Origin of the sequence: Nocardia tenerifensis NBRC 101015 (assembly GCF_000308715.1) — a bacterium.
In the GTDB taxonomy this organism is placed as follows: domain Bacteria; phylum Actinomycetota; class Actinomycetes; order Mycobacteriales; family Mycobacteriaceae; genus Nocardia; species Nocardia tenerifensis.
Genome location: NZ_BAGH01000180.1, coordinates 21,491 through 36,930 on the forward strand (window position 1 = coordinate 21,491; position 15,440 = coordinate 36,930).

At 64.7% G+C, this 15,440-nt stretch carries 18 protein-coding genes; 12 read left to right on the forward strand and 6 right to left on the reverse strand.

The genetic code is table 11. The features are described 5' to 3' along the window. Positions 1–124 precede the first annotated feature (124 nt). On the forward strand, positions 125–961 hold the full coding sequence (locus ON39_RS14685; RefSeq protein WP_040734577.1) for an alpha/beta hydrolase: 837 nt from the start codon (positions 125–127) through the stop codon (positions 959–961). On the opposite strand, the gene ON39_RS14690 is transcribed toward ON39_RS14685, so the two are convergent. Continuing rightward, the gene (locus ON39_RS14690) at positions 950–2,389 is read right to left on the reverse strand and encodes a helix-turn-helix domain-containing protein (protein ID WP_246003112.1); all 1,440 of its coding nucleotides are present in this window, start codon (positions 2,387–2,389) and stop codon (positions 950–952) included. The genes ON39_RS14685 and ON39_RS14690 overlap by 12 nt on opposite strands. 193 nt (positions 2,390–2,582) lie before the next feature. Between ON39_RS14690 and ON39_RS14695 the strand changes: the two genes are divergently transcribed. The 4 genes from ON39_RS14695 to ON39_RS48785 all read left to right on the forward strand — a co-directional run bounded on the left by ON39_RS14695 (position 2,583) and on the right by ON39_RS48785 (position 5,760). Next, the gene (locus ON39_RS14695) at positions 2,583–3,263 is read left to right on the forward strand and encodes an adenylate kinase family protein (RefSeq protein ID WP_040734602.1); all 681 of its coding nucleotides are present in this window, start codon (positions 2,583–2,585) and stop codon (positions 3,261–3,263) included. Beyond that, the gene (locus tag ON39_RS14700; protein ID WP_040734578.1) at positions 3,260–4,417 is read left to right on the forward strand and encodes a radical SAM protein; all 1,158 of its coding nucleotides are present in this window, start codon (positions 3,260–3,262) and stop codon (positions 4,415–4,417) included. The genes ON39_RS14695 and ON39_RS14700 overlap by 4 nt, the downstream gene beginning before the upstream one ends. Positions 4,418–4,426: 9 nt before the next feature. Beyond that, entirely contained in the window at positions 4,427–5,080 is a 654-nt protein-coding gene (locus ON39_RS14705; RefSeq protein ID WP_040734579.1) for a hypothetical protein, read from the forward strand. A 68-nt stretch (positions 5,081–5,148) separates the two neighbouring features. Continuing rightward, positions 5,149–5,760, forward strand: coding sequence for a hypothetical protein (locus tag ON39_RS48785; protein WP_146251301.1), 612 nt, complete (start codon positions 5,149–5,151; stop codon positions 5,758–5,760). 136 nt (positions 5,761–5,896) lie between these two features. Here the strand turns inward: ON39_RS48785 and ON39_RS51420 are convergent, their stop codons facing one another. Next, the gene (locus ON39_RS51420; protein WP_211336437.1) at positions 5,897–6,238 is read right to left on the reverse strand and encodes a PfkB family carbohydrate kinase; all 342 of its coding nucleotides are present in this window, start codon (positions 6,236–6,238) and stop codon (positions 5,897–5,899) included. 12 nt (positions 6,239–6,250) lie between these two features. Between ON39_RS51420 and ON39_RS51425 the strand changes: the two genes are divergently transcribed. Continuing rightward, a complete protein-coding gene (locus tag ON39_RS51425) occupies positions 6,251–6,460 on the forward strand; it encodes a hypothetical protein (RefSeq protein WP_211336438.1) in 210 nt (69 codons plus the stop codon). A 232-nt stretch (positions 6,461–6,692) separates the two neighbouring features. Here ON39_RS51425 and ON39_RS14715 read toward each other — a convergent pair whose 3' ends face one another. Further along, the gene (locus ON39_RS14715) at positions 6,693–7,160 is read right to left on the reverse strand and encodes an NUDIX hydrolase (protein WP_040734603.1); all 468 of its coding nucleotides are present in this window, start codon (positions 7,158–7,160) and stop codon (positions 6,693–6,695) included. A 571-nt stretch (positions 7,161–7,731) separates the two neighbouring features. Between ON39_RS14715 and ON39_RS14720 the strand changes: the two genes are divergently transcribed. Then, positions 7,732–7,989, forward strand: a complete 258-nt coding sequence (locus ON39_RS14720) for a hypothetical protein (RefSeq protein WP_146251302.1) — start codon at positions 7,732–7,734, stop codon at positions 7,987–7,989. A gap of 49 nt (positions 7,990–8,038) precedes the next feature. Here ON39_RS14720 and ON39_RS14725 read toward each other — a convergent pair whose 3' ends face one another. Continuing rightward, a complete protein-coding gene (locus tag ON39_RS14725) occupies positions 8,039–8,638 on the reverse strand; it encodes a TetR/AcrR family transcriptional regulator (protein WP_040734584.1) in 600 nt (199 codons plus the stop codon). Positions 8,639–8,659: 21 nt separating this feature from the next. Here ON39_RS14725 and ON39_RS14730 point away from each other — a divergent pair, with 21 nt between their 5' ends. From ON39_RS14730 to ON39_RS14740, 3 genes are read left to right on the forward strand one after another with little or no spacing between them, the layout of a single operon-like run. Then, positions 8,660–9,028 carry a hypothetical protein gene (locus ON39_RS14730; RefSeq protein WP_040734585.1) on the forward strand — a complete coding sequence of 123 codons (369 nt, stop codon included), beginning with the start codon at positions 8,660–8,662 and terminating at the stop codon, positions 9,026–9,028. Beyond that, entirely contained in the window at positions 9,025–9,543 is a 519-nt protein-coding gene (locus ON39_RS14735; protein WP_040734586.1) for a hypothetical protein, read from the forward strand. The genes ON39_RS14730 and ON39_RS14735 overlap by 4 nt, the downstream gene beginning before the upstream one ends. A gap of 10 nt (positions 9,544–9,553) precedes the next feature. Further along, positions 9,554–10,318, forward strand: coding sequence for an alpha/beta fold hydrolase (locus tag ON39_RS14740; protein WP_040734587.1), 765 nt, complete (start codon positions 9,554–9,556; stop codon positions 10,316–10,318). Positions 10,319–10,322: 4 nt separating this feature from the next. Here the strand turns inward: ON39_RS14740 and ON39_RS14745 are convergent, their stop codons facing one another. Next, positions 10,323–10,751 carry a hypothetical protein gene (locus ON39_RS14745; RefSeq protein ID WP_146251303.1) on the reverse strand — a complete coding sequence of 143 codons (429 nt, stop codon included), beginning with the start codon at positions 10,749–10,751 and terminating at the stop codon, positions 10,323–10,325. Between the two features lie 221 nt (positions 10,752–10,972). On the opposite strand from ON39_RS14745, the gene ON39_RS14750 reads away from it, so the two are divergent. Beyond that, positions 10,973–11,398, forward strand: a complete 426-nt coding sequence (locus ON39_RS14750; protein ID WP_146251304.1) for a hypothetical protein — start codon at positions 10,973–10,975, stop codon at positions 11,396–11,398. 68 nt (positions 11,399–11,466) lie between these two features. On the opposite strand, the gene ON39_RS14755 is transcribed toward ON39_RS14750, so the two are convergent. Further along, the gene (locus tag ON39_RS14755; RefSeq protein ID WP_040734591.1) at positions 11,467–12,801 is read right to left on the reverse strand and encodes a WS/DGAT/MGAT family O-acyltransferase; all 1,335 of its coding nucleotides are present in this window, start codon (positions 12,799–12,801) and stop codon (positions 11,467–11,469) included. A gap of 685 nt (positions 12,802–13,486) precedes the next feature. On the opposite strand from ON39_RS14755, the gene ON39_RS14760 reads away from it, so the two are divergent. Next, positions 13,487–15,440 (forward strand): AMP-binding protein (locus tag ON39_RS14760; RefSeq protein ID WP_040734593.1); only part of this gene is annotated, 1,954 nt, incomplete at its 3' end.

Sequence of the window (15,440 nt, forward strand, 5' to 3'; positions counted from 1 at the left end):
TGGCCACTGGGTCGGAACGCGCGACACGGAGCCAAATTCACGAACCCTGCGGATCCGCCATCTGCCCTCCCACATCCTGATCACCACCTGGCCGCGGTTCTCCCGGTCTGGTTGACTGGCTCTCGTGGTTCCGACGAGCACCATCACCCGCGTCCGCACCCTCGATGGCCTGCACCTCGCGGCCACCCTCGTAACACCCGACCAGCCACCGACGCGCGCCGTCGTGCTGGTCCATGGCGGTGGTGTCACCCGCGAGGAAGGCGGTTTCTTCACCCGGCTGGCCGAAGGTCTAGCTGAAGCTGGGATTGCATCGCTCCGTTTCGATCTTCGTGGTCACGGGGATAGTGAAGGCTCTCAGGCAGAACTGACGCTGGCCACCATCCTTAACGACATCCGCGTCAGCCTGGCGTACCTCCGTGAAGCCACGGGCGCAACCGAGCTGAGCGTGTGCGGTGCGAGCTTCGCCGGCGGTATCTGCGCGTACTACGCCGCCAAACGTCCAGACGATCTGTCACGGCTGGTGCTGCTCAATCCGCAGGTGGACTACAAGAAGCGGACTATCGACACGCGGGACTACTGGACGAACGACGTCATCAGCGACGAGCGCGCCCAGGAGCTGAACGAGACTGGCGCCATTCAATTCAAGGCCGACTTGCAGCACGGTCGCCCGTTCCTGAACGAGGTGTTCTGGTTCCGGCCGCTGGATGTGCTCGGCGAGATTACGGCACCGACGCTCATCATCCACGGCAACGCCGACACCTTGGTGCCGATCGAGGGATCACGCGAAGCGGCCACGAATTTCACTTCGCCGGTTGAATTCGTGGAGATCGACGGATCGCAACACGGCTTTGCCGTCCACGACGACCCGCAGTACCTGAATCCGAAGAGCCAGGAATACCAGGCTGAGGTCATCGGCATTGTGTCTGCGTGGCTGACGACCGGCTCAACGTCAGGGCAGTAGCACGTCACGCAGCTCCTGCACCCTCGGCCGATGACGCCAGGGATCAAGGGTGCGAACCACGTCCACGATGACGTTCATCGTTCGCTCCGACCGTGTTTCGCGGGCCACAGCGACCGATTCAACCGCGACCGTTGCTGCTTCATCCGGCTCGCCGCTCAGCGCCAATGCTTTGGCCCGGCGAGCCCCGAAAAAGCCGGCGTCGCGGCGGGACAGCGAGCCACCGGCCAGGGCCTGACCGAAGAGCTGCGTTGCCGTCTGCGGCCTACCGGCTTCGGTGTAGCAACAAGCCGACCGGACTAACAATGTGCCCTCGTTGAAGTAGCTGACCAGCCCACGTTCGTCCGCACCGTTCGCCTGACTGAGGAGATGCTCGGCATCGGCCAGGTTTTGTTCAACAACGCTGGTTGGTTCGCCGATCATCGCGAGTCCCAAGGCTTCCTGCTGCACCACCTCGGCCTGTACGTGGATCGGCAGTTGCCACGGGCCATTTTTCGCCGCCTGCGCCAGCGTCAGCAACGTGCCGGTGTCGCGAGTCTCGTAGGCCATCTGGGACTTCTTGAGCAGCACGTAGCCCTGCATCGGCAGACTGCCCGCGGCCTGCGCCCACTCCATCGCCCGGTCGTAGAGAAAGGTGGCGGTGAGCGGATCGTGGAGATCGCGGTATAGCCACCCGGCGAATTCGGCACCGTCGGCACCGACGGCCAGCAGCTGCCGTTGCACGTCGGGTCTGACCTGCCGACCATGCCGTCGAATAGCGCCGAGAATCCCGAGCACCAGCGGAAGTGCAGCGGCCGGACCAAGCGTGCCGTCGTCTGCCTTGCACTTGGCCAGCTGGACCCGGAAGAACTCCACCACCGACCCGTCAAAGAATCGTCTGGCGTCCTCTAATGCCCGGCCGACGCGTTCCAGTTCTTGCGCCTGGTTCGGTGGTGGTGGGGCAGTGCCGTCCGATGCCAGCCATCGAATGAGCGCCACAGCGTCATGGCCTGCGGCACTGGCGGTTTCGACAGGCTGGGCTGTTCCGCCGCCTTCGGCATCGGGCAGCTTGAACCACAACAGGTCAGCCGGAATGTCGAGAATTTCCGCCCAGCGAATCAGCTTGGAAATCTGCTCAGGTGCCGCGCCCTTTTCGATCCGGCTCAGCTGGGCCTGCGTCAGTTCCAGCCAATTGGCCACCAGCTCCTGCGGCAGCGGTCGACCGTGGTACGGGTGGGTCCGGTACGCGAAGATCACGCGACCCATATGCCACGTGGCGAGGGCATCGCGGACTTTGTCGGTCTGCCAGAAGCCCGGCGGCACCATCGGCGGCTGCGGCACCTGATCGCGCGCGGTGAGATTACAAGGTCCACATAGCGTTTCGGCATTGTAGCGATTGAGCCTGCTCCCACACCGAGCGCAGTAACGCCGGTCGTCGGGTTCGCGCTTCATGGCTACTCCGGAATCATTTTCGGGTGCCCTAATCCCACCCCATCCGCCCTGGTCGCGTGACCTTACCAAGGGGTTGACCGTACCCACTATACGTTTCATGCATACCCCGCATACCCACATGTCGTGGCGGGTTCTCCCCCGCCGATCGACTCTTGAACCTGGACATATTCGGGCCTCACGAAAGGGGTTGGCCGTGACGTTGTCCCTGGTAGTTCCCATATTCGGCCCACCGGCCGCCGGTAAAACCACGCTGACCTTGCGCCTTCAATCGCCGGGACGGCGGATCTTCCGGCTGCGCGAGCACGTGCCGCAAGAGGTTTTGGCCGCGACGGCCAGCAGCAGCGGACGCCTGGGCTGGATCGACGAGTTCACCGTCGGCGATGCCCTCCGCTCATATTTCGTTGCCGCTTATGAAGATTCGGATGTTCACACAATCCTGCTGGACAACTTCCCCGGATCGGCGAGCCAGGTCGACCAGTTGCTGGCGACGCTCTGGACGTTGACGCCATCGCCGCACATCGAGCCCATCGAAGTGCTGACGGATGCACGAACGCTCAAGCAGCGAGCCAAGACTCGCAAGGTGTGTCACCGGTGCGAACGCGACCCGATTCGCGATCCACGCCTTCCGGTAGTACCGAGCACCGAGGACCCATGGCAGTGCGGTCATTGCGGCGGCCTGCTGCATCCGAGGCGAGGCGACTCTCCGCGGTTGTTCAAGGCCAGGTTGCAGCGCTACCACCAAACGGCTGCTGGCATCCGGGCGGGCTTTACAGATTCCGGCATTGCCGTGACCCAACTCGATACCACCAACACCATTGACGGGGCGGCGGATCTGCTTGCCCCACTCCTCATTTCACGGAGTTCATCGCTATGACGACTGTTGACCTACCTGTCCCACTTCTCAGAGGCAAAAGTGATGGCTACGGCCATGCTCGGATGCCTCGTGGTGCCAACGTCCGGGAGCCGGAGCGGATTGACCGCGTCGCCTACGGGCGCTTCCGCAATGTGTATCTGTACATCACCGAAGCCTGCCAACTGCGCTGCGAGCACTGCTACATGGGCGAACGGCTCGACCGGGCACTCAAGATGCCGCTGCAGCAGATCGTGGATACGCTCGCCACCTGGCGCCGGCTGGGCGGCAGCAAGTTGACTCTCCTCGGCGGCGAACCAACATTGCATCCGTCCTACTGCGGCGCCGTCCGGATGAGTCGCCAGCTGGGCTACGAGCACGTCATCACCACGACGAACGCGCAGAAGCCAGCTCTCAAGAAGTTCCGGCAGCTGGAACCCGAGGACTTCGCCTATGTGCAGGTCAGCATGGATGGCGGTAGCAGCGAAACCCACGATGCCATTCGCGGCGCCGGGACCTTCGACATCGCCCTCGACACCACGGCGGAGCTGACCTACCGCGGCTTCGACACCCGGATCATCTGCACGGTCAACAAAGCCAACCAGGGTGACGTCTTGAAGTTGCTGAAGCATGCCGATGAGCTGGGGGCCAGCTTGGTCAAGTTCCATGTCTTCTCGACCATCGGCACCGGACACGGCAATTCAGAAATGGCGATGACACCGCCGAAGTGGATCGAGTTCTGCGACATGCTCAATCAGGTTGCGCCGGAATATAAAACGCGGGTGTGGTACCAGCCGACGTATGCCCGACGCGACCAGATGGAGCGCTACGCAGCCGAGGGCTACCAGGGATGCATCGGCCGGACGCTGGATCGGATCTCGATCTTTCCGGACGGCCGCTGCTACGTCTGCTCGTACCTGTTCGACACCGATCTGTACTTCGCCCAGATGGTGGACGGCCAAGTGCAGCTGAATCACGGAGTCAACGAGTTCGATCTGTTCACCAGTGCCCTCGCCGAAAGTTCCTGCGGAGGGTGCAAAGTCAGCGCCTGTATGGGCGGTTGCCCGGCCGAGGAATTGGTAATGGGCAAAGCATCCTGCGACGCCTACGACGACATCGTGCCGGTCTGCCGGTTGTGGAAATCCAGCGCGAAAGACGAATCCGAAGCCGAGAAGTGAGGAAGCCAAATGGATGACATGGAGCGCATCGCCGAGAATCTGTGCTGGATTGATTGGAACGACATCGACGATGTCGAGATCAACTGTCGTGAGGCGCTAAACGAACTTGCGGCCGAACCGCGGATCGTGCGCGAGCGGTTGGACGATCTGCCCAACAGGCCAGAGCTACTCGCCATGTGTGAGCACTACGACATCCTGGACAAGATCGTGCTGCACAGCGACGACGATCCGGGTATCCGCATGCGGCTGCATGTCTTTTTGCCGGGCTACTTCGACCGGCCGCACAACCACCGCTGGTCGTACGCCAGCCGGATTCTGCGCGGTCAATACCGGCATTATCTCTTCGGGAACACAGAGGTGGATGAGCAGATGGACCCGAACAAGCTGCCAGTTCTCCAAGCTCGGGAGGAGCCGATCGGCACGAGCTACGCCCTGCACCACTCGATGGTGCATGCGGTGGTAGCAGAGCCGTTCACGGTATCGCTGGTGGTACGCGGGCCTGCGGTCAAGGAGAAGTTCTTGGTGATGGACCGGCATGCAGGCACCGCCTGGTGGCAGTACGGGGCGAAGGATGAATCTGCCGAAGAGACCGAGCGCAAGCGGCTGACGCCGGACCGGTTGCAGGAGGTGCGAGGGCAGTTGACGGAGTGGGGATTGTTCTAGCCGAGCTGGCCGGCCGTCGCGCAATGATAGGCATCGGGCTCTCGCCGTGATGCCCTAAGATTCGGCGCGTGACGGCCTTTCAATGGGTCCAGGCCGCTGGCATCGGATTCACGATCGCCAGCGCGTTGTTAGGGATTCCGGTTGCCTGGCAACACTGGGCGCGCGAGCGTCGACTTGCCGCGCGTATCGAACGGCAGGACAAGGTGATTCAGGCAATCGAGGATGGCGAGGTGCAACGCGTTCTGCACGACGACAATGCACAGTCCGCCTTACGGCTCGCTGCGATACGAGCTGTCCGGCCTGACCCTTCCACACTTGTCACGCTGGCATTCGGGGCTTCGGTCGCTATCGTGTCGGTTCCGCTATTGGCGATCGGATCGACTGCCCAATCTGCCCTCTCGTCAATAGCGAGCACTCTGTCGGGCGTTGGTCTTGGCGTGATTGTCCACGGTTTGGTGCAGCTCGCTGCGCTGGAGCGTTATCGAAGGGAATACGTCGCGCTCGACGCGCCAAAGGAGTTCGTCCCAACCCCGAGTCCGTTCACAGTCGAGTCTGCGTTGCGATGGCTTGAAATCGTCGGGCGTCGCGCTGTCCGACCCATCGCAACACGTCTACGCGCGCGACGGCTACGAAAGCTTTGGACAGCATGGCATCCCGCTATCCGGCCAGATCCTGACTGAAGGCAACAGTGCGGTGAGCTGATCTAGTCATGGTTAGCGCTTGCAGTTCGTCCAAGCTCGGCAGTGGGGCACTGTGGTGTCGTGCGCACCGGAGTGCCCCACTGGCCGATCCGAGCAACATACTTCGCTCCATCGATCACCCGGCACGCAGGCCATAGAGCAGGCCACCGGAAAACGCCGCACCAGCACTATGGGTATGGCGAACGGCGACCGGGAAGGCAGGTACCGAGAGTTGTTCCGACCGACTGACAGCGACCGCACCGAAGGCACCGGTCGTCACGATTACCCACCGTGCGCCAGTCTGGGCCAGCAGCGATCTGGCCTGGGCTGGTGCTTCTTCGTGGTCGACGTCATCGACGTTGGTTTGAATCAGGAGGTGTGGGTGGCCGCGGAGGGCAGTGGCTACGGACTCCGAGAGATCGGAGCCGCCGAGGTTGAGGGGGATTGGCACCTCGGCCGTTTGGCCGGCGCCGATCACACGCAAGGCTGCTTGCTCAATGACTTCGTAGCAATCGACGTAGAGGAACGACGCCGGGGCGAATGGCGTCAGGTCTATCTGCTTCAGGCTGGCGACGACATCGGGCAGATGGGCGAACCAGGTCCGGGTGTGATCGTCGTCGGCAGCGACAACAATCCGTGGGTGATGGCTTCTGGCCGGATCGTGAAGGCGTATTCGACGGCGCGCTCCTCTAGCCAGTAGTGAACGAATCTGCCGTGGTCATCGCTGCCAATATCGTTGGTAACCAACAGGGTCGGCGCTCCGAGAGCTGCGAGCGCCGCCGCTGTTGTCGGCCCGTCAGCGGCGACGGACCATTCAATACTTCGGATCTCGGCCCCATGGTTTGCACGCGGAAACTGAGGCACGGTCCATAACTCCGCCAGCGCCAGGTAGCTGACGCACGCCACCGGCCCGGACCGAAGTGTCACGATAGCTACCAGCCGTAGACCGAGAAGCTGTTGCCGTCAGCGATGGACTGCATGGCCACCCGGCAATAGTCGATCATGTGCTCGGGCAGTTCATCTGCTGAAAACCAGTGCAGCTCAGCACATTTGTCTGGCTCTTGGTTCTTCGACTCGCCCTGCCAGTTGCGCACTGTGAAGAAGAAGGTCATGCGGCCACCAGATGATGAGTTGTGCATGATGTGGGCGAAGTGGACGTCCTCCGGCTTGATCGTCACCCCGATTTCTTCGTCGGCTTCACGGATCAGGGCGGCGATCACAGATTCGTCGGCTTCAAGATGACCGGACGGCAGGTGCCAGGCCCCATCTTCAAATCCGGTGTTCTGACGTTGACCGAAGAGCACATCGTCGCCGCGACGCAGCACAAGGTGAACGTCGCCAGTGACCTTGTGGCGGCGGGTATCTGAGCCGTGAGCTTGTTTGGTGACTGTGTCAGTCATGAAGTAAAAGTCCCCTCTTTCCATAGTAGTTGAGCTGGGGTTTTGCGACAAGAACGACCGAACGAGGTCAGCCTAATCCTCAGGGCGGCAGGGAATATACGCCGGGCGTATACCGACTAACGGGTTACGGCATGGACCCGTCGCGGCGGCCGATTAACCCTCGTTACCAGGCAATTTGCCAACAACGGAACGGGGATGATGGACATGCGGAAACCGCGTTACATTCGGATCGAGTCCGGTGAATTGAGGCTGGACTACCAGGCATCGGCGGAGCAGGCGCAGAACGTGGCCGACGAATTGAGCAGCGGCTACTCAGAGCTTGAGCTTCGCGTGATCGTTGACGACAACGTAAGCGACCATCTACCGCCGGTGGTGGCCGGTGTCGTCCCCGCCATACCGCTTCGCCTTCTGCCACGATCTGCTCGAACCACCGTGCAGGCTATGACGCGTGGGCCGCGTGGCAACTCCTGTGCAGGCTCGTCGAAGACAGTGGGTTGGATTGGACTGGGCTCGTGAGCGCGGCGGCGCCGAAGGAGTTCGTTCCCAAGGCCGAGCTGGAAGGCGGCCTGTGGTGAGCGAATCGCGCCTTGAGGTCATACGTCCGGTCACGTGGCTTGAGCGACTAGCAAAAGAACTGCGTCGCAACAGGATCGAGGTCTCCACGGTCGCCGACCCCGGCTTGCGGGCCCAGCAGAATGGGCTGCCGATCCTGTCAGGGACGATACCGGACCAGCCGCGGTTCGGGGTTGCGCAAGGCGGCGAGGAAGCCGAAAGCTTTCAGTTCGGCGATCCCACGGGGACAGAACGGAATTGGCCGATGCCGAAGTAGGGCTCGATGATCGTCCCGACAGTGAAGTGTTCGGCTTCAGTGGCCCGGGTCAGGTCGGCGGATTTGTGCGGTAGGAGGTGAGGAGGGTGCGGGCGGCTTCGGGGAGGTCGATGTCGAGCCAGTCGGGGAGGGTGGGGGCGTGGCGGCGGAGGGTGGCGTAGGGGAGGTCTACGACGACGCGGCTGACGGCGTCGAGCTCGCGCTCGCCCGCGCGGCCGAACAGGCCGGTGGCGATGCGGCGCAGGTGTTCGCGCAGGGGGGCGTTCATGGTGGCCAGGCGGGCGCGGAAGTCGTCGTCGGGGCCGCCGTCGAGCAGGTCGTTGAACCGCACGTTCAGCAGAAGTCTTGCGTCGTCGGGTAATTCGCGGCCGAAGGTGAGCGCGGCGCACACCATGGCGACGCCGGCCTCGACCGGGTCGGGCTGCTCGGCGGCCGCGAGAACCCCGCTCTGGAACCGCTCCAGCGCCCGCAGCCACGCGGCGGTGACCAGACCGTTGCGGTTGCCGAAGCGGTGATACAGCGTGCCGACCGGTGCGCCGCTCGTCTCGGCGATCGCCGCCACGCTGGCGGCGCGGGGACCGTCGGCGAGCACGAGGGCGCGCGCTGCGTCGAGGATCACGTCGGTGTCGTGCTTGCGGGGAGGCGCCATGTACTAGTACGTTCCTTCTATATGGAGCGTTTGTCCTATATCGATGAGCATGCCAGATCCGTCGACGCGAATCGCGACCGGGCCTGGAAAGCCCTGCTGAAAGTCGTCTGCAAGGACCCGGCGGACCCGTCCACGGTGCCGAGCGGTTTCGTCCTGGACTCCGCCGCGCCGCCCACCCGGCTCGCCATGAAGGGCCGCCACTGGTTCGCGGAGTACGCCTTGATCTTCGAGCTCGACGACGAGGGCGGGAACCGAACCCGCATCCGCGCCGAGTCCTGGGGCAATTTCCCCGGCCTGCACGGCAAGCTCTATCGCGCGCTGGTGATCGGCAGCGGCGGGCACAGAATCGTCGTGCGCCGCATGCTCCGTCAGATCGCGGCCGCCGCATGAACCCCGGCCTCGCCTGGGGCGCCACCGCCGCCGAGCGCGTCGACCCGCTGCCCTGTGACGACCTGCAACCCGTTGCCCTGCAAGCAGATCGGGCCATCAGCATCGACGCGCCCTACGGCCTGGTCTATGCGTGGCTGTGCCAATTGCGTGTCGCCCCATACAGTTACGACCTGCTCGACCGCCGGGGCCGTACCAGCCCACGCCGTCGCGACCCCCGCCTCACCGAACTCGAAGTGGGACAACGCTTCATGGGTCAGTTCACCCTCGCCTCCTTCGCGCTGAGCGAGCATCTCACCCTGACCGCCGGGAACATCGCCGTCACCTACGCGGTGCGCCCCGAAGCAGACGGCACCCGCCTGGTAGTCCGGGTCCGTATGGGCGGCCCACGCCTGCCCGCCCACCTCCTGGCCCTCGGCGATCTCATCATGATGCGCAAGCAACTACTGACGCTCAAGGACCTGGCAGAGGCCGAAGACCGCGCCGAGCCGGGCGACCGACTCACGCAACGGTCGTAGTATTCGATCTATGGCGAATGATGTGCAGCTGGGCGAGGTTCGGACCTGGTATGACGAAACAGGTGACGGCGAGCCGATTTTGCTGCTGCACGGCGGCTTCGTGGACTCGCGGTCGTTCGAGCCCGCCGTCGCCGGCCTGGCCGAGCATTTCCGGGTGTTCCGCATGGACCGGCGCGGGCACGGTCGCACGCCCGACGTCGCGGGCCCGCTCACCTACGACCTGATGGCGCAGGACACCATCGCCTTCCTCGACACGGTGGTCGGCGGCGCGGCGCATCTCGTCGGCTACAGCGACGGCGCGGTCGTCGCCCTGCTGGTCGCGGTCCGGCGTCCGGATCTGGTCCGCAAGCTCGTCGCGATCAGCGGCAACTTCCATCGCGACGGCGTGCTGCCCGGCGTGCTCGACGGCTTCGCCGACGAGGAACCCATGCGGCGCTTGGCCGCTCGCTACGGCGAGGTCTCACCAGACGGCGAGGAGCACTTCCCCGTCGTCGCCGACAAGGTGCTCAGGATGGGACGGGAAGGGCCGACCCTGACCGTCGAGGAACTTGCCGCGATCACCAGCCCGACCCTCGTGGTCGCCGCGGACGACGACGCGGTCAGCCTCGAGCACACCATCGCCCTCTACCGCGCCATCCCGAACTCCGAGCTGGCCATCGTCCCCGGCACGTCCCACCTGCTCATCGTCGAGAAGCCCGCCGAGGTGTATCGACTGATCGGCATCTTCCTCACCACCGAACCGCCCCGAACCTTGCAGCCCATCCGCCGCGCCTGAGCGTTCACTCGAGCTGCTCGAACTTCCACAGCTCGAATCCCTCGGGCACGGTGTCGCTCAATGAGATTCGGTCGTGTGCCCACGATCCCGCCCACGGGGGCATGCCCGTGCCGCTCTCCACGGTGAGGATCGGCAGGGGATGCACGCGCCGACGCCGCGCGTTCATCCGCACCCCCGCCTTGTCCACATATTCGAAACGGTCGTGGTTGAGGATGTACTGTCCGGTGCACCCGTGCTCCGGAGGTGCGAGCGGCGCGACTCTCGCGACGGTTTCATACAGACGGCCCTGCCACCGCGCCCACACCACCCGGGTGGGCATCGTCAGCAGCCGTTCGACCCCCTGCACCTCGTGATTCCCGACCCACGCGTGCTCCTCGAGCCGCACCCCGGGCTCCACATACCCGATCACCCGATGGTCGTCATCCAGGAGCACCGCTCGATAGAACTGCCGCACGTAGCCGTAACCCTTTCGGAGGTAAGCGATTTCGCACCATGCTCACATCCGATTGCGCTCCCGCGATTACCACGGCGTTACAACCGGGCTAGCGATCATGAACCAAGTGCTTCCCCCGGCCGGCGAGTTACCGTCCATCCTTCTCCCGCATCGCAACGAATAGGCAGTGTCAGATACGACGGAACTAGCGAAGGAGGGCAATGAGTCGATTCGAGACGGTTCGGCCAAGCGCGGTGATCGTAGGCGCTCTCGCCGGTGCGGCGCTGGTAGGAGCGATGGTCGGCGCCGGTCCGTCCGGTGCGCGGCCGGACCCGACCTTGGCGATCGGCGAGATCAAGGTAAGCGAGACCAAGGCCGAGGTGAAGGTCGAGTACAACTGCGCGAAGAGCGACGGTATAAGCGTTCTCGCCGTAGGCATGCTGCAGTCGAACCCGAAGAGCGAGCCGGCGGCGGGCGAGGCGGTCCAACCGGCCGAATGCGACGGTCAGGACAAGGCGATCACCGTCGAAGTCCCGGCAGGCCAGGGGAAGTTCGACCCGAAGTCCGGCGGCCTCGTCGCCGCCGGGTTGGCCGATGGCAACGGCGAGTCGATCGCGCGGGCAGCGTTGACCTACAAGCCCCGGTGAACCGGCTCGAACCCATTGTGACCGGCCGGGAGTAGCGTTCACACCAGCGGCCGAGATGTTGTCGAGTCTCACTCGAGCTCACCGAGGGCGTTCTCGAGGTGGTCGAGGAGACCGGCGAGTTGGGGGACCCGGCGATCGTCGCCGACTATGCCGACATCCAAGCTGTTCGCGGTGCTGAAGACCGTGATGTTGACCGCTTGGCCGTCGGCGACGATCGACAGGGGGTAGCTCGCCGCCAATCGTGCGCCGTGCCAGTACAACGGTCGGCGTGGTCCGGGGATGTTGGAGACCACGACGTTGAAAGGCGGTGGCCCCGAGTGTATTCCGGGCAGCAGCGAGAGCGCGAGCGGGCCGAGCACGCATGCCGACAGTGCCATCGCGTTCGTCGTGGGCAGGGATGCGTACAGTTGTTTGCTGCGGCGCATCGAATCGGCGATGTGCCGAATCCGGTCCAGCGGATTTGCGATGTCGGTGGCGAGCCCGCACAGCACCGCGCCCACCTTGTTGCCACCGGCCGCCTCGGCGCGGTCCTTCGCGCGCAGCGACACCGGAACCAGGGCGATCAATGGCTTGTCCGGCAACGCGTCTCGCTCGATCAGGTAGGTGCGCAGGGCTCCGGCCGCCATCGCGAGCACCACGTCGTTGACGGTGACGCCCAAACCTCGCTTGGCCCGCATGAGCCGTTCGAGCTTCCATGATCGGACCACGCACTGCCGCTCCGGCCCGATCGGGACGTTGAACATGGTGCGGGGCGCCTCGTAAGGCAGCGTCAATTGCTGTTGGAACACCGTCGCGCGAATCATGGTGGGCACCGACGACATCGCCGCGGCGGCGGATTTGGCGGCGGCCGACAGGGTCGGACCCGAAGCTACGCCCGCGGATTCGAGCGCCCTCGGTGTATGCCATATCGCGCCCCCCTCGGCGATGCCCGCCTCGTGCGCGAGGGACCGATGTACCACATTCGCCACGGATACCCCGTCGAACACCGAGTGGTGGACCTTCGAATACAGCCGGATCCGACCGTCGCTCGCACCGTCGATCAAATAGGTCTCCCACAGCGGGCGCCGGTCGTCGAGCGGTGTGCTGTGCAGTTCCGAGACCAGCTGTAGCACTTGGCCGGCCTCGCCGGGGTGGGGCACCGACACTCGCCGAAGGTGATATCGGAGGTCGATGTCCTCGTCGCTGGCCCAGATCAACGGGGGAAGGAACGGCAGATATCTGGGGCGTTTGCGGAACGCGGGATCGATGGCCTTGTCCGCCGACAACTCCGCTTGAACGCGGCGGGCGAAGTCCGGTGCCGCGTCGGCCGGCACATCGAAAACCTGGAGTACCGCGACGTGCATCGGGTGTCCGAGCCGATCGCCGAGCAGAAAGATGGCATCCAGTGGCGCGATGAGTTCCATGGTCGGTCACTCCCTGGCGACGGTGAAACGTTCTGTGAAAGTTGTTCTCTCGCAATACGTACCGGCCACTCGGTTCGAGTGATTAACGCGATACTACGAAAGTAGCCGAACCTGAACGCTTTACGCAGGTTGTGTTGCCGACCGGAGTCGCGTCGAAACCGCTCGCGGCCGAGAGGCGTTGTGTAACAGGCTCGCGCGCAACGGTTTAGCTAGAGCACGTAAGGCTGTCCGGGGCCGATCGATCATCGCCGGACCCGATGGGAGCTAATGTCGAGGCATCGGACTCGCCCCCGTCGACCGTGCGCAACGGCAATGTGTTCATGCGGGTAGATCTTCTCCGACATCTCGCCCGGTCGAGCAGGATCGATCGAGTCCTCGGCTGCGGACCCATGGTGTCCGCGACACAACGGCGGGCCGCCTGGAACTTGCTCGGTGGCGCACCATAGGCGGCCGCGAATGAACCGGCCCGAGCACACCGCGATCGGCTGGGAGTAGCGGAGGTTCGGCCGAGACCGTCCGGACGCCGGCGCTCGCGGGAGAGCCGATGCGGGTCGGCTCTTTTACAGAACATTGACAGCCGCGCAAATCATTTGCTTTGCTAAGCTAACTATGTCTGGCGCGGTTCGCGCCGTCGAGCTCTACCTGATCCCGTCAAGTTCTTGCTGGTCGTGGAGGTGGACCTGTTATGTCGATTGACTCTCGTGAACAGCGGCTCGCACGCCGTATCGCGGATTTGCACGCCGATGATCCTCAGTTCGCGGCCGCGGTGCCGAGCGCGGCGGTGACCGCTGCGCTCGAGCGACCGGAGCTGCGGTTGCCGCGGATCGTGCGGACCGTGCTGGAAGGGTATGCGGATCGGCCGGCGCTCGGGCAGCGCGCCGTGCGATTCGGGCGGGATTCCAAGACCGGGCGCGTCGTGCCGGAGCTGCTGCCGAGTTTCGAGACGCTGAGCTACCGCGAACTGGCGGAGCGCGTCGACGCGACGGCGAGCGCGTTCGTCGCGGACGGGGTGCGACCGGGCGATCGCGTCTGCGTGCTCGGATTCACCAGCGTCGACTACACGATCATCGATATGGCGCTGATCCAGGTCGGCGCGGTGGCGGTGCCGTTGCAGACCAGTGCGCCGGTCGCCCAGCTGAGCCCGATCGTCGCGGAGACCGAGCCGCGCGTAATCGCCTCGAGCGCGGACTATCTCGCCGACGCCGTCGACCTGGCGCGCACCGCCCCGGCGGCCGAGCGGCTGGTCGTCTTCGACTACTTCCCGCAGGCGGACGAGCAGCGCGAAGCCTTCGACGCCGCACGAGCACGCCTGGCCGAGGCGGGCGGCACGGTGACGCTGGAAAGCTTGTCCGAGCTGATAGACCGTGGAAAGGCCCTGCCCGCAACCGATTTCGTCTCCGAGGCGGACGATCCGCTGACGCTGCTGATCTACACCTCCGGCAGCACCGGCGCGCCGAAGGGCGCGATGTACACCGAGCGCCTGGTCGCCAACTTCTGGCGCAAGTCGACCAGGGCGGCGTGGGCTCAGGACAGCGCCGAGCCGTCGATCTCGCTCAATTTCATGCCGATGAGCCACGTCATGGGCCGCAGCGCGCTGTACGGGACGCTCGGCAACGGCGGAACGGCGTATTTCGCCGCGCGGAGCGACCTTTCGACCCTGCTGGAGGATCTGGCGCTGGTCCGCCCGACCCAGCTGAACTTCGTGCCGCGGATCTGGGAGATGCTGTATCAGGAGTTCCAGAGCGAGCTGGATCGCCGGTCCGGCGACGGCGTCGATCGCGCGGCGCTCGCGGCGCGGGTCCTGGCCGAGCAGCGGCAATCCCTGCTCGGCGGCCGGTTCGTCACGGCGCTGACCGGCTCCGCGCCGATCTCCGCCGAACTGAAGGAGTTCGTCGAGTCCCTGCTCGACATGCATTTGCTGGAGGGCTACGGCTCGACCGAGTCCGGCGCGGTGTTCATCGACGGGCACGTGCGGCGGCCGCCGATCATCGACTACAAGCTGGTCGACGTGCCCGAGCTGGGCTACTTCCACACCGATCGGCCGCATCCCCGGGGTGAGCTGCTGGTCAAGTCGCACGACATGTTCCCCGGCTACTACAAGCGGCCCGAGGTCACCGCGGCGATGTTCGACGCCGACGGCTACTACCGCACGGGCGATATCGTGGCCGAGCTCGGCCCGGACGAACTGGTCTACCTCGACCGCCGCAACAATGTGCAGAAACTCTCGCAGGGCGAGTTCGTCACGGTCTCGACCCTGGAGGCGGTGTTCGAGGCCAGCCCGCTGATTCGCCAGATCTACCTCTACGGCAACAGCGCTCGCGCCTACCTGCTAGCGGTGATCGTGCCCACCGAGGATGCGCTGGCTCGCGGCGACAGCGCGACGGTGAAGTCGCTCATCGGCGAATCGCTCCAGCAGGTCGCCCGCGCGGCCGAGTTGCAGTCCTACGAGATCCCGCGCGACTTCCTCCTCGAGACAACGCCTTTCACGCTGGAGAACGGTCTGCTCACCGGCATCCGCAAACTGGCGCGCCCAAAGCTCAAGGAGCAGTACGGCGAACGGCTGGAACGGCTCTACACCGAGCTGGCCGAGGGGCAGGCCGGCGAGCTGAGCGCGCTGCGGCGCGACGGCGCAGGCCGCC